The organism is Streptomyces nanshensis, from assembly GCF_001751255.1.
In the GTDB taxonomy this organism is placed as follows: Bacteria; Actinomycetota; Actinomycetes; order Streptomycetales; family Streptomycetaceae; genus Streptomyces; species Streptomyces nanshensis_A.
In genome coordinates, this window is the sequence record NZ_LJGW01000386.1 from 17,473 (window position 1) to 30,253 (window position 12,781).

At 72.8% G+C, this 12,781-nt stretch carries 11 protein-coding genes; 9 read left to right on the forward strand and 2 right to left on the reverse strand.

Annotation, left to right across the window (positions count from 1 at the left end; all coding sequences use genetic code 11):
• Window positions 1-40 precede the first annotated feature (40 nt).
• The 3 genes from AN218_RS23840 (at window position 41) to AN218_RS23850 (ending at window position 3,419) form a co-directional block, all read left to right on the forward strand.
• Window positions 41-946 (forward strand): oxidoreductase, encoded by a 906-nt coding sequence (locus AN218_RS23840; RefSeq protein ID WP_070018950.1) that lies wholly within the window; start codon window positions 41-43, stop codon window positions 944-946.
• Between the two features lie 104 nt (window positions 947-1,050).
• Window positions 1,051-2,559, forward strand: a complete 1,509-nt coding sequence (miaB, locus tag AN218_RS23845; RefSeq protein ID WP_070018951.1) for a tRNA (N6-isopentenyl adenosine(37)-C2)-methylthiotransferase MiaB — start codon at window positions 1,051-1,053, stop codon at window positions 2,557-2,559.
• A 113-nt stretch (window positions 2,560-2,672) separates the two neighbouring features.
• Window positions 2,673-3,419, forward strand: coding sequence for a class III extradiol dioxygenase subunit B-like domain-containing protein (locus tag AN218_RS23850; RefSeq protein ID WP_070018952.1), 747 nt, complete (start codon window positions 2,673-2,675; stop codon window positions 3,417-3,419).
• Between the two features lie 98 nt (window positions 3,420-3,517).
• On the opposite strand, the gene AN218_RS23855 is transcribed toward AN218_RS23850, so the two are convergent.
• Both AN218_RS23855 and AN218_RS23860 read right to left on the reverse strand, forming a co-directional pair.
• Complete coding sequence (locus AN218_RS23855; protein ID WP_070018953.1) at window positions 3,518-3,745, reverse strand: antitoxin; 228 nt, start codon at window positions 3,743-3,745, stop codon at window positions 3,518-3,520.
• Window positions 3,746-3,786: 41 nt separating this feature from the next.
• The gene (locus tag AN218_RS23860) at window positions 3,787-4,008 is read right to left on the reverse strand and encodes a hypothetical protein (protein WP_070018954.1); all 222 of its coding nucleotides are present in this window, start codon (window positions 4,006-4,008) and stop codon (window positions 3,787-3,789) included.
• Window positions 4,009-4,200: 192 nt separating this feature from the next.
• Here AN218_RS23860 and miaA point away from each other — a divergent pair, with 192 nt between their 5' ends.
• The 6 genes from miaA (at window position 4,201) to hflX (ending at window position 12,711) form a co-directional block, all read left to right on the forward strand.
• Complete coding sequence (gene miaA, locus AN218_RS23865) at window positions 4,201-5,193, forward strand: tRNA (adenosine(37)-N6)-dimethylallyltransferase MiaA (RefSeq protein ID WP_070018955.1); 993 nt, start codon at window positions 4,201-4,203, stop codon at window positions 5,191-5,193.
• 170 nt (window positions 5,194-5,363) lie between these two features.
• Complete coding sequence (locus AN218_RS38440) at window positions 5,364-5,996, forward strand: hypothetical protein (protein ID WP_244900640.1); 633 nt, start codon at window positions 5,364-5,366, stop codon at window positions 5,994-5,996.
• Between the two features lie 45 nt (window positions 5,997-6,041).
• Entirely contained in the window at window positions 6,042-6,923 is an 882-nt protein-coding gene (gene dapF, locus AN218_RS23875; RefSeq protein WP_070018956.1) for a diaminopimelate epimerase, read from the forward strand.
• 261 nt (window positions 6,924-7,184) lie between these two features.
• Window positions 7,185-9,335, forward strand: coding sequence for a RelA/SpoT family protein (locus AN218_RS23880; protein ID WP_070018957.1), 2,151 nt, complete (start codon window positions 7,185-7,187; stop codon window positions 9,333-9,335).
• A 91-nt stretch (window positions 9,336-9,426) separates the two neighbouring features.
• The gene (locus AN218_RS23885) at window positions 9,427-10,965 is read left to right on the forward strand and encodes a M1 family metallopeptidase (protein ID WP_079132515.1); all 1,539 of its coding nucleotides are present in this window, start codon (window positions 9,427-9,429) and stop codon (window positions 10,963-10,965) included.
• Between the two features lie 237 nt (window positions 10,966-11,202).
• Complete coding sequence (gene hflX / locus AN218_RS23890) at window positions 11,203-12,711, forward strand: GTPase HflX (protein WP_070018958.1); 1,509 nt, start codon at window positions 11,203-11,205, stop codon at window positions 12,709-12,711.
• Window positions 12,712-12,781: the final 70 nt, after the last annotated feature.

Here is a 12,781-nt window from a genome sequence, read left to right on the forward strand (position 1 = left end):
GAGTTGACGAGGGATGTTGTCACTGACTACATTCGTTGCCATGAAGACCACCCCCTGGACCGCACAGCAGCTTCCGGACCTGACCGGCCGCACCGTCGTCGTCACCGGCGCCAACAGCGGCCTCGGCCTCGTCACCGCCCGCGAGACGGCCCGCGCCGGCGCGCACGTCGTCTTCGCCGTACGGGACACCGCCCGCGGCGACACCGCCGCCGCGACGGTGCACGGCAGCACCGAGGTGCGCCGCCTCGACCTCGCCGACCTGGCCTCCGTACGCGCCTTCGCCGAGGAGTGGCAGGGCGAGATCGACATCCTGATCAACAACGCCGGTGTGATGGCGATCCCCGAGCGCCGCACGGCCGACGGCTTCGAGATGCAGATCGGCACCAACCACATCGGCCACTTCGCGCTCACCAACCTCCTCCTGCCGCACATCACCGGCCGCGTCGTGACCGTCTCCTCCTTCGCGCACCGCTCGGGCCGCATCGCCTTCGACGACCTCAACTCCCGCAGCAAGTACAGCCGTTGGGGCGCCTACGGACAGTCCAAGCTCGCCAACCTGCTCTTCACCGCCGAACTGGCCCGCAGGCTGGAGGCCGTGGGATCGCCGGTCACCGCGCACGCCGCACACCCCGGCTACGCCGCGACGAACCTCCAGTCCCACTCCGGCAGCACGGTCGAGAACGCCTTCATGGCCGTCGCCAACCGGCTCGTCGCACAGTCGGACACCATGGGCGCCCTGCCCACGCTCTACGCCGCCACCCAGCCGCTGCCCAGCGGCAGTTACACCGGTCCCGGCAGGCTGATGGAGAGCCGCGGCCACCCCGCGCCCGCCCGCCGCAGCGCCGCCGCCCGCAACACGCGTGACGCCGAGCGCCTGTGGAGCCTGACCGAGAGCCTCAGCGGCGTCGCCTTCCCGCTCACCTCCGCGGCTCCCGGAAAGGGCTGAGCCCCTGCGGTCCTGGGCCCGGCCCGTACGGTCGGCGGGAGCCGTGAGCGGCCCGGGAGCGAGAGGCGTGCGCACCGTCCGAACGCGTACCCTGTCCGACTGAGATGACTGCGAAGACTTATGAGCTGCGGACGTTCGGCTGCCAGATGAACGTCCACGACAGCGAGCGGATGGCGGGCCTGCTGGAGGAGGCGGGCTATGTGCGCGCGCCCGAGGGCGCGGCGGGCGACGCGGCCCCCGCGGACCTCGTCGTCTTCAACACCTGCGCGGTGCGCGAGAACGCCGACAACCGCCTCTACGGCAACCTCGGCCAGCTCGCGCCCAAGAAGGCCGCACGCCCCGGGATGCAGATCGCGGTCGGCGGCTGCCTGGCGCAGAAGGACCGCGAGACGATCGTGAAGAAGGCCCCCTGGGTCGACGTCGTCTTCGGCACGCACAACGTCGGCAAGCTGCCGGTGCTCCTGGAGCGCGCCCGCGTCCAGGAGGAGGCGCAGGTCGAGATCGCCGAGTCGCTGGAGGCGTTCCCCTCGACGCTGCCGACGCGGCGCGAGAGCGCCTACGCGGCCTGGGTCTCCGTCTCCGTCGGGTGCAACAATACCTGCACGTTCTGCATCGTTCCGCAGCTCCGCGGCAAGGAGAAGGACCGCAGGCCCGGTGACATCCTCGCCGAGGTCGAGGCGCTGGTCGCCGAGGGCGTCACCGAGATCACGCTGCTCGGGCAGAACGTCAACGCGTACGGCTCGGACATCGGCGACCGCGAGGCCTTCGGCAAGCTGCTGCGCGCCTGCGGCCGGATCGAGGGCCTGGAACGCGTCCGCTTCACCTCGCCGCATCCGCGCGACTTCACCGACGACGTGATCGAGGCGATGGCCGAGACGCCCAACGTGATGCCGCAGTTGCACATGCCGCTCCAGTCCGGCTCGTCCCGCGTGCTGAAGGCCATGCGCCGCTCCTACCGGCAGGAGCGCTTCCTCGGCATCATCGAGAAGGTGCGCGCCGCGATGCCGCATGCGGCGATCTCGACGGACATCATCGTGGGCTTCCCCGGCGAGACCGAGGAGGACTTCGAGGAGACGCTGCACGTCGTGCGCGAGGCCCGCTTCGCGCAGGCGTTCACCTTCCAGTACAGCAAGCGGCCCGGGACGCCCGCCGCCGAGATGGACGGGCAGATCCCCAAGAAGACCGTCCAGGAACGGTACGAGCGGCTGGTCGCACTCCAGGAGGAGATCTCCTGGGAGGAGAACAAGAAGCAGGTCGGCCGCACCCTGGAACTGCTCGTCGCCGAGGGCGAGGGGCGCAAGGACGACGCCACGAGGCGGCTGTCCGGACGCGCACCCGACAACCGGCTCGTGCACTTCGCCCGTCCCCGGCAGCCGGTGCGCCCCGGCGACATGGTCACCGTCGAGGTGACGTACGCGGCGCCGCACCATCTGCTCGCCGAGCGCCCGCCCTCGGCGGTGCGCCGCACGCGGGCGGGCGACGCCTGGGAGGCACGGCAGGCCGCACCCGCGTCCGCCGGCGCGCAGGGGACGGGTGTGATGCTCGGGCTGCCCACCGTCGGCGCCCCCGAACCGCTGCCCGCCGACGCGGGCGGCGGCTGCTCGGTGTGCTGAACGGCCGCCGCACGCGGGCCTGTTGAGACGTCAACCGGGGCGCTGCGCCCCCACCGGTACGAGTCCGGATCGCATGGTTACGCAGAGCGACTTGCGGCGTTAGGCTGCGCGCCATGCTTGTCGCCGCCGCCATCTGCCCTTGTCCGCCCCTGCTCGTTCCCGAGGTCGCCGGAGCGGCGGCCCACGAGATGGACGCCGCACGCGCCGCCTGCGGCGAGGCGATCGACCGCCTCGCGGGCGCGCGTCCCGACCGGCTCGTCGTGATCGGACCGGCGGAGCAGGCCGCGCGGGGCCCGCACCCGCAGGGTTCGGTGGGCTCCTTCCGCGGCTACGGCGTGGAGTTGGAGGTCCCGCTCGGCAAGGGCGATCCCCCTGCCGACGCAAGGCCGTTGCCCTCGTCCCTGGCCGTCGGCGCATGGCTGCTGGAGCGCGCCGGATGGACGGCGGCGCCCGTCGAGGGCCTCGGCGTCGGCGAACCGCTCAGCCGTGCGCGGTGCGAGGAGTCCGGACGCGAACTCGCGGGCGGCACCGAGCGGTTGGCGCTGCTGGTGATGGGCGACGGCACCAACTGCCGTACGGTCAAGGCCCCCGGCTACTTCGACGAGCGGGCCACGGCCTTCGACGCGGCGGCGGCCCGTGCCCTCGGCGCCGCCGACGCCCGCGGACTGCTGGCGCTGGACGAGGAGTTGGCGTACGAGCTGAACGCCTCGGGCCGCTCGTGCTGGCAGGTGCTCGCGGGCGCCGCGGGCACGGCCGGCACCGACGACGGCGAGCCCGGGAACGGCAGCGGGCTGCGCGGCGAGCTGCGCTACGACGAAGCCCCGTACGGCGTCGGCTACTTCGTCGCCGACTGGACCTGAGCCCGGAGGACGAACCGGACGGCAAAGGGGCGGGGTGCGCGAACGGGCGTGCCCCGCCGGTCTCCCGGCGAGCACACGCCCGTGTCGGCGGCGTGCGGTCAGGAACCCTGCCGGCCCTTCCCGCCGCCGTGGCCGCCCTCGGAGCCACCGCCCTGGCGGCCGTACTTGTCGGTCTGCTCCTTGGCCTTCTGGGTGCCGGTCCGGATCTGGTCGCTGTACTTGCCCTTGGTCTTCGAGTCGGCCATGTCCGCGGCCTTGTCGATGCCCTTCGAGACCTTCTCGCTGTGCTGGCCCAGCATCCCCTTGACCTTGTCCATGAAGCCCATGGCGGCCACCTTCCTTCCGTCCGGTGTGCCTGTGCGGCAGTTCAGTTGCGGGCGTCGTCCGCGGCTTCGCTGTCGGCTGCACCGTCCGCTGACTGCTGCTTCGGGATGCCGACGTCCTCGGAACCGTCCCCGGCTCCCGCCGCCGCGACCTCCTCTTCCTTCGCCTTCCCGTCCGCCCCGGTCTCGGGGGCCGGGACGGCACCGGCGGCCGGCTTACGGGGCGAACCCGAAGAACGGCGCAGAAGTCTTGCAAACACGCCCATATCCACACTCCTGACCTTACTGACCCGGCGGCGATCCGGCGCACCGGGAACGAGCGCCCCCTCCCGCCGGGCGGCGGGACCGTACGGAATCCGGCTCTCCGAGCCTCTGCACAGGCAACGACGCCTGCGGGACCGCCGTAACGTCGCTCGTTCGAGTACGGAGCGATGCGCGGGGTTTGCGAGACTGACGGCGTGAACGCCGCCGATCCGCCTCCCTCACCGCCCGCCGCCTCTGCCGGGACCTCTGCCGGAACCTCCGCCGCGGCGCCGCCCGTCGTCGCCGTCGTCGGCCCGACCGCCGCCGGCAAGTCCGACCTGGGCGTCGCGCTCGCCCGCCGCCTCGGCGGCGAGGTGATCAACGCGGACTCGATGCAGCTCTACCGGGGCATGGACATCGGCACGGCGAAGCTCACACCGGGCGAACGCCGGGGCGTCCCGCACCGTCTGCTGGACATCTGGGAGGTCACGGACGCCGCCAGCGTCGCCGAGTACCAGCGCCTGGCCCGCGCCGAGATCGAGCGGCTGCGCGCCGAGGGCCGGGTCCCCGTCCTGGTCGGCGGCTCCGGGCTGTACGTACGCGGCGCCATCGACGCCATGGACTTCCCCGGCACGGACCCGCAGGTGCGCGCGCGGCTGGAGGACGAACTCGCCGCGCGGGGCTCCGGAGCGCTGCACGAGCGCCTCGCGGCGGCGGACCCGGCGGCGGCCCGCGCGATCCTGCCGAGCAACGGGCGCCGCGTCGTGCGCGCCCTGGAGGTCATCGAGATCACGGGCCGCCCCTTCACGGCGAACCTTCCCGGCCACGAGGCCTATTACGAGACGGTCCAGGTCGGCGTCGACGTGGACCGCCCCGAACTGGACGAGCGCATCGCGGCCCGCGTCGAGCGGATGTGGGCGGAGGGACTCGTGGAGGAGGTACGGGAGTTGGAGGCGGCCGGACTGCGCACGGGCCGTACCGCCTCGCGTGCGCTGGGTTATCAGCAGGTCCTGGCCGCGCTCGCCGGTGAGTGCACCGAGCGGGAGGCGCGGGAGGAGACCGTACGGGCCACGAAGCGCTTCGCGCGCCGCCAGGATTCCTGGTTCCGCCGCGACCCCCGCGTGCACTGGCTGAGCGGCGCACAAGCCGACCGGCCGGAACTGACCGGGAAGGCGCTGGCCCTGCTCGAAGGAGCGGTCACAGCCTGATCACGTCATGGCATCGGGACGTCCCGGGCGTCTTCCGGGGCCATACGGGCGTGCCATCATCGACCATCGATCGGTGCCTGAAGTCGTAGTTGGGAGGGCGGGTGGCGATGGAGGCCGGCCCTCGTGACAATGAGGAGACCGCCGTCGACGAGGTGGAGCGCTCCAGGTCCGTGCGACGTATCGACGGCCTCACGGGGCTCGACGAGCCCGCGGACGCCGCGCACCTCGGCAACGGTGAGGCACGTGCCGGCCGCGCCCGTCAGGACGAGCCGGAGGAGGCCCTTCCGCCGCGCGGCGGCCGGACTTCCGAGGATCTTGCTGCCGACGACCTCGCTGTCGGCGACCTCGCTTCCGACGACCCGGCGTCCGACGGTCTCGGCTCCGACGAGCTGTCCGCGGACGACCTCGCCGCGGACGAGCCGGACCCCGACGACGCACCGCCCGACGCCGACGGCGGCGACGTGGAGCCCCAGGAACTGCGCCCGCAGCGCAAGCTCCGGGTCTGGCAGCTCGCCCCCATCGTGGTGCTGAGCGCGCTCGGCTCGCTGATGTTCGCCTTCCCGCTCGCCTTCGAACCGGGCGGCGGCACCGGCGCCGTCGTCTCCATGCTCGGACTGCTGATCTGCGGCTGCGCGGCCGGCTGGGCCGTGCTCGCCGCCCGCCGTGCCGGGCTGTCCTGGCCGGGCCTGCCCGCGCCGGACTCCGGGGAGCGTCCGGACTGGCGGATCGCCGCCCTGTACGCGGCCGTCGTCGTCACCGTCGTGGTGCTCGCGATCTGGCGCGTGGCCAGGCTGCGGGCCTGACGCCCGGCCCGGCCGGAGCACGCCCCGCGGCGTACGATTCACGGCATGACCGGCGCACAGTCCGTGCCGTTCCTCAAGGGGCACGGCACCGAGAACGACTTCGTGATCCTCCCCGACCCGGACGGTCTGCTGGAGCTGCCCCCTCGGACGGTGGCGCGGCTGTGCGACCGCAGAGCCGGGATCGGCGGGGACGGACTGCTGCACGTCGTACGCTCCGCCGCGCACCCGGAGGCACGCGCGGCGGCCTCCGACGCCGAGTGGTTCATGGACTACCGCAACGCGGACGGCTCGGTCGCGGAGATGTGCGGCAACGGCGTACGGGTCTTCGTACGGCATCTGGAGCGCGCCGGTCTGGTCAAGCCCGGCGAGGTCCCCGTCGCGACCCGGGCCGGGGTGCGGCACACCCGTCTCGCGGAGGACGGCTCGGGCGTCACCGTCCGCATGGGACGCGCGGCGCTGCCCGGCGGCGATGTCTCGGTACGGGTCGCGGAGCGGCCGGAGGACGCTGCCCGTCCGGCGGTGCACGTGAGCATGGGCAACCCGCACGCGGTCGTCTTCGTCGGCGAACTCGCCGACGCGGGCGCCCTGTTGCAGCCTCCGCTCGTCGAGCCCGCCGCGGCCTACCCGGCCGGTGTGAACGTCGAGTTCGTCGCGGACCGCGGTCCGCGGCACGTCGCGATGCGCGTGCACGAGCGCGGCTCCGGCGAGACGCGTTCCTGCGGTACGGGCGCCTGCGCCGTGATGGTCGCGGCGGCACGGCGCGACGGTCTGGACCCGGTGGCGGACGGCGAGGACGCGACGTACACCGTCGAGGTGCCCGGGGGCACCCTCGTGATCACCGAACGGGCCGACGGCGAGGTCGAGATGACCGGGCCCGCGGTGATCGTCGCCGAGGGGCTGGTGGACCTCGGCCGGCTCGGGGCGTGAGGTTCCGTACGGTGTGCGGCCGATGCCCCGGTTCTGACGGCCGTTCAGCGCCCGCGTCCTCAACTCCCGGACGGTGCAAGGTCGCTCGGACGGGTGATCCGTTTCACGCTGCGCAGGACCGGGCCATCAGGGTGTGCTGGGATCGGTAGCATCGCTGGCCCGGAGCCAGCCGTGCACCGCCGGCGGCGGGCCCGGTGTGACCAGCTTGATCAACGCGGATCAGCAGGAGGTGCCGTGAGGAGTCTGCGCAGGCTCAGCCGCATGGCCCTGCTGGGCCAGACCCCCCGCCGCGACGGCCTGCCCGACGCGATGGAGCACGTGGCCAAGGTGCACCGCGCGCACTTCCCCGGAGCCGACCTCGGTGCGCTGCGCCGTGCGTATCTGCTGGCCGAGTCCTCGCACCGCGGCCAGATGCGCAAGAGCGGCGACCCGTACATCACGCACCCGCTCGCGGTGACCCTGCTGCTGGCCCAACTCGGCGCCGAGACCACGACGTTGACGGCCTCGCTGCTGCACGACACCGTCGAGGACACGGACGTCACGCTGGCGCAGGTGCGCGAGGAGTTCGGCGAGGAGGTCAGCTATCTCGTCGACGGCGTGACCAAGCTGGAGAAGGTGGACTACGGGGCGGCGGCGGAGCCCGAGACGTTCCGCAAGATGCTCGTGGCCACCGGGAACGACGTCCGTGTGATGTCGATCAAGCTCGCCGACCGGCTGCACAACATGCGCACGCTCGGCGTGATGCGCCCGGAGAAGCAGGTGCGCATCGCCAAGATCACCCGCGACGTGCTGATCCCGCTCGCCGAACGCCTCGGCGTCCAGGCGCTCAAGAGCGAGCTGGAGGATCTGACCTTCGCCATCCTCCACCCCGAAGAGCACAAGCTGGCACGGGAGTTGATCGCCGAGAACGCGCGCGAGCCGGATCCGCTGACGGGCGTCGCCACCTCCGTACGGCGGCTGCTGCGCGAGGCGGACATCGCCGCGCAGGTGCTCATCCGCCCCCGGCACACCGTCTCGGTGCACCGACTGCGGCTCAAACGCGGGGAGTTGGGGCCCTGCGACTTCGGGCGGCTGCTGATCCTGGTCGAGGAGGACGCCGACTGCTATGCGGTCCTCGGCGAGCTGCACACCTGCTTCACGCCGCTCGTCGCGGAGTTCAAGGACTTCATCGCCGCACCCAAGTTCAACCTGTACCGCTCGCTGCACACCGCGATCGCCGACGAGGACGGCCGGGTCGCCGAAGTCCTCGTCCGCACACGGCAGATGCACCGCGTCGCCGAGGCCGGAGTGATCGCGCTGGGCGACCCGCACGCCGCGGCCGCGGACGGCGAGAGCAGCGCCGAGCAGCCCGGCGGCCCCGACTGGCTCGCCCGGCTGCTGGAGTGGCAGAGCCACGCCACGGACACCGAGACCTTCTGGGCGGAGCTGCGGGACGAACTGGCGCAGGACGGCGAGATCACCGTGTACTGCGCCTCACCCGGAGCGGCGCCCGCGACCGGCGGGGGAGCCCTTCCGCTTCCCGCGGGCGCGACGTGCGTCGACGCGGCGTACGGGCAGTACGGCGAGGCCGCGCACCGGTGTATCGGCGCCCGCGTCAACGGACGCCTGACCGCGCTGAGCACCGCCCTGCGGGACGGCGACGCCGTGCAGCTCTTCATGGAGCCCGCCGCCGCTGCGGTGCCGTCCGGCCCCTCGCCGGAGTGGCTGGACCACGCCCGTACGCCCGCCGCCCGTATCGCCATCCGGCACTGGCTGGCGACCCACCCGGGCACTTCCGAGACGGAGAACGGGACGGGGAACGGTACGGATCCGCAGGCCGGGCCGGGCGCGGTCGCGGCGCCCCGCACGGAGGCGCACGCGGCGGCCCTGCCCGGCGCCGTGGGCCGTGCCGAGAGCGCGCGGGGACGCGAGTGCCACAGGGGAGCGGCGACGGCGAAGGGCTCCGACGGCGCGGCCGTGGCCTCCGTCGTCGCGGACGACCCGCATGCGGTCGTACGTCTCGCGGGCTGCTGCACGCCCGTACCGCCGGACAGCGTCACGGGGTTCGCGGTTCGGGGCGGTGCCGTGACCGTGCACCGCGAGAGCTGTCACTCGGTGGCCCGTATGACCTCCACGGGGCGGCGGCCCGTGCCGGTGCGCTGGGAGCAGGGCGCTTCCGGGTGCCGGGTGACGCTGCGGGCGGAGGCGCTGGGCCGGACTCATCTGCTGGCCGATCTGACCGAGATCATCGCGGCGCAGGGCGCGACCGTCGTCGCCGCCGAGGTCGAGCCGCCGCGCGAGCAGCGCGTCCTGCACACGTACACGCTCCACCTGCCCGACGCCGCCCAGCTTCCCGCGCTGATGCGCGCGATGCGCGGTGTGGCCGGCGTCTACGACGTGACGCGGGCCGCGCGTCCGCTGCCGGCACGCTGACCGTCCCGCCCGTTGCCGTGCGGGACTTCTTTCGGGTGTGCCGCTGATGTGCCGGACCGGGAGCCGTCCGGTGCGCTGATAGCACTCATGCATGGTCGACTCCTCTTCTCCCGTGAAAAGGCCCGTCCACACCTCCCTCCACCCCCTCCACGACCCCGCCGAAGCGCCCGTACCGGCCCGTGCCCGACGGCGCGGGCGGCTGCGCGGGCACGCGCGTACGTCCGCCGTCGTCGCCTGCGCCGTCCTCGCGCTCGCCGGCGCGGCACCGCCGGAGCCCGCGCCGCTCGGCGTCGGCGACCGTCTCTTCCCGCATCTGGGCAACCCCGGGTACGACGTGCGCGCGTACGACCTCTCCTTCCGCTACGGCGGCCGCAACACCGACCCCCTCGACGCCCGTACGGTCATCGACGCCCGCGTCACCGCGAAGGGCGGACTCCCGCGCTTCAACCTCGACTTCGCCTCCGGAACGGTGCGTTCGGTCACCGTCGGCGGACGTACCGCCCGCTACCGGCAGGCGGGCGAGGACCTGGTGGTCACCCCGGCCAGGGCCCCCGGCCGCGGCGAGCGGATGCGCGTCGTCGTCCGGCACACCAGCCCCACGGGGACCCGGGACGGCGGCTGGGTGCGCACCCGCGACGGGCTCGCCATGGCCAACCAGGCCGACGCCGCGCACCGCGTCTTCCCCGGCAGCGACCACCCTTCCGACAAGGCCCGCTTCACCGTCCGCATCACCGCCCCCGAGGCGCTGACCGCCGTCGCCAACGGACGGCTGCGCGGGACCGAGCGCCGCGGCAAGGACACACGCTGGACGTACGCCACCGCGCACCCCATGGCGACCGAGCTGGCCCAGGTCTCGATCGGGCGGTCCTGGGTGCGCCGTACGAAGGGTCCGCACGGGATCCCCCTGCGCGACGTGGTGCCGCTGCGCGACCGCAGGCAACTGGAGCCGTGGCTGAAGAAGACGCCCCGGCAGATGAGCTGGCTCGAACGGCGCCTGGGCACCTACCCGTTCGAGACGTACGGGGTGCTGATGGCCGACGCCACCACCGGCTTCGAGCTGGAGACCCAGACGCTGTCGCTCTTCGAGAAGCAGCTCTTCACCTCCCGTACCGTGCCCTCCTGGTACAAGGAGTCGGTCATGGTGCACGAGCTGTCGCACCAGTGGCTCGGCGACAGCGTCACCCCGGGCACGTGGGACGACCTGTGGCTCAACGAGGGCCATGCGACCTGGTACGAGTGGCTCTACGGCGCCGAGCGCGGCGGCCCCTCGCTGACCGAGCAGGCGAAGAAGGCGTACGAGAAGTCCGACGGCTGGCGCAAAACCCAGGGGCCGCCCGCCCGGCTGCACCCGCCGCGGCCCGGCAACAAGACCGACGTCTTCCGCGACAGCGTCTACGGCGGCGCGGCCGTCGCCCTCTACGCGCTGCGGGAGAAGATCGGCAACGAGGGCTTCGCACGTCTCCAGCGGGAGTGGATCACACAGCACCGCGACGGGAACGTCTCCACCGCCGACTTCGTCCGCCTCGCGAACGCCGTCGCCAAGAAGGATCTGACGGCGTTCCTCAAGGGGTGGCTGTACGGGAAGAAGACGCCGCCGATGCCGGGCCACCCGGACTGGCGCAGCTCCTGAACGGACCGCCGGATCCCCGTCGTTGCCGTACCGCGGGCCCCGTGCCCGCGGTACGGGAGCGGCGGCTGGCGCAAATCCGGGTGACGCGGGAGGGGGCGCGTGCCACCATTTCCAGCGGCACCGGACGTGCTTCGCGGGGCCGGGAGCGGGAATCAACACCGCCGTACGGGCGTTTGCCAGTGCAGGGAGCCCGGCAGTCCCGCCGCCCCGTGTCTCTCACTTCGACGTAAGGACCCAATGACCTTCTCCTCTTCTCTTCCTCACCATGGCCAGCGTGTCGCCGATTCCGACCGCCGAGCCGACGCCCTGATGGAAGAGGACGTCGCTTGGAGTGACGGGATCGACGGTGCACGTGACGGCGATCAGTACGACCGCAGCGAGCGTGCCGCGCTGCGCCGCGTCGCGGGTCTGTCCACCGAGCTGGAGGACGTCACCGAGGTCGAGTACAGGCAGCTCCGTCTGGAGCGCGTGGTGCTCGTCGGCGTGTGGACCTCCGGCACCGCACAGGACGCGGAGAACTCCCTCGCGGAGCTCGCCGCCCTCGCGGAGACGGCGGGTGCCCACGTCCTCGACGGGGTGGTGCAGCGGCGCGACAAGCCGGACCCGGCCACCTACATCGGCTCGGGCAAGGCACAGGAGCTGCGGGACATCGTGCTCGACAGCGGGGCCGACACCGTCGTCTGCGACGGTGAGTTGAGCCCCGGACAGCTCATCCACCTCGAAGACGTCGTCAAGGTCAAGGTCGTCGACCGTACGGCCCTGATCCTCGACATCTTCGCGCAGCACGCCAAGTCCCGAGAGGGCAAGGCACAGGTCTCGCTGGCGCAGATGCAGTACATGCTGCCGAGGCTGCGCGGCTGGGGTCAGTCGCTCTCCCGGCAGATGGGCGGCGGCGGCTCCGGCTCGGCCGGAGGCGGCATGGCCACCCGTGGCCCCGGTGAGACCAAGATCGAGACCGACCGGCGCCGGATCCGCGAGAAGATGGCCAAGATGCGCCGGGAGATCGCGGAGATGAAGACCGGCCGGGAGATCAAGCGGCAGGAGCGGCGGCGCAACAAGGTGCCGTCCGTGGCGATCGCCGGATACACCAACGCCGGCAAGTCCTCGCTGCTCAACCGGCTCACGGGCGCGGGCGTCCTCGTGGAGAACGCCCTGTTCGCGACGCTGGATCCGACCGTACGCAAGGCCGAGACGCCCAGCGGCCGCGTGCACACGCTGACGGACACCGTCGGCTTCGTCCGGCATCTGCCGCACCACCTGGTGGACGCGTTCCGCTCCACCATGGAGGAGGTGGCCGACGCCGATCTGATCGTGCACGTGGTGGACGGCGCGCACCCCGCGCCCGAGGAGCAGCTCGCCTCGGTACGCGAGGTGATCCGGGACGTGGGAGCCGCCGGCGTGCCCGAGATCGTCGTCGTCAACAAGGCCGACGCGGCCGACCCGTTGGTGCTGGAGCGGCTGCTGCGCGCCGAGAGCCGGGCGATCGCGGTCTCCGCGCGCACCGGACAGGGCGTCGAGGAGCTGCGTGCCCTCATCGACGAGGAACTGCCGCGTCCCTCCGTCGAGTTGGAGGCGCTCGTCCCGTACACCGAGGGCAAGCTGGTCTCGCGGGTGCACAGCGAGGGCGAGGTGCTCTCCGAGACGCACACCGAGGACGGCACGCTGCTCAAGGCACGGGTGCACGCGGAACTGGCGGCGGAGCTGCGCCGGTTCGAGCCGCAGCCGGCGGGCGGTCCGGCGCTGTAGGCGCAACAGCCGCACGGCGGCACGGTGACCGAGGGCCGCGGCCCGCCTCCCCATCGGACGGGGGAGGCGG

Excerpts from the sequence above, each read along its gene's own strand:
- dapF (WP_070018956.1), top strand. The coding sequence starts at position 6,042 with ATGACCGGCGCACAGTCCGTGCCGTTCCTCAAGGGGCACGGCACCGAG.
- AN218_RS23885 (WP_079132515.1), top strand. The coding sequence starts at position 9,427 with ATGGTCGACTCCTCTTCTCCCGTGAAAAGGCCCGTCCACACCTCCCTC.
- AN218_RS23880 (WP_070018957.1), top strand. The coding sequence starts at position 7,185 with ATGGCCCTGCTGGGCCAGACCCCCCGCCGCGACGGCCTGCCCGACGCG.
- AN218_RS23850 (WP_070018952.1), top strand. The coding sequence starts at position 2,673 with ATGCTTGTCGCCGCCGCCATCTGCCCTTGTCCGCCCCTGCTCGTTCCC.
- AN218_RS23855 (WP_070018953.1), bottom strand. The coding sequence starts at position 3,745 with ATGGGCTTCATGGACAAGGTCAAGGGGATGCTGGGCCAGCACAGCGAG.
- AN218_RS23840 (WP_070018950.1), top strand. The coding sequence starts at position 41 with ATGAAGACCACCCCCTGGACCGCACAGCAGCTTCCGGACCTGACCGGC.
- AN218_RS23860 (WP_070018954.1), bottom strand. The coding sequence starts at position 4,008 with ATGGGCGTGTTTGCAAGACTTCTGCGCCGTTCTTCGGGTTCGCCCCGT.
- hflX (WP_070018958.1), top strand. The coding sequence starts at position 11,203 with ATGACCTTCTCCTCTTCTCTTCCTCACCATGGCCAGCGTGTCGCCGAT.
- miaB (WP_070018951.1), top strand. The coding sequence starts at position 1,051 with ATGACTGCGAAGACTTATGAGCTGCGGACGTTCGGCTGCCAGATGAAC.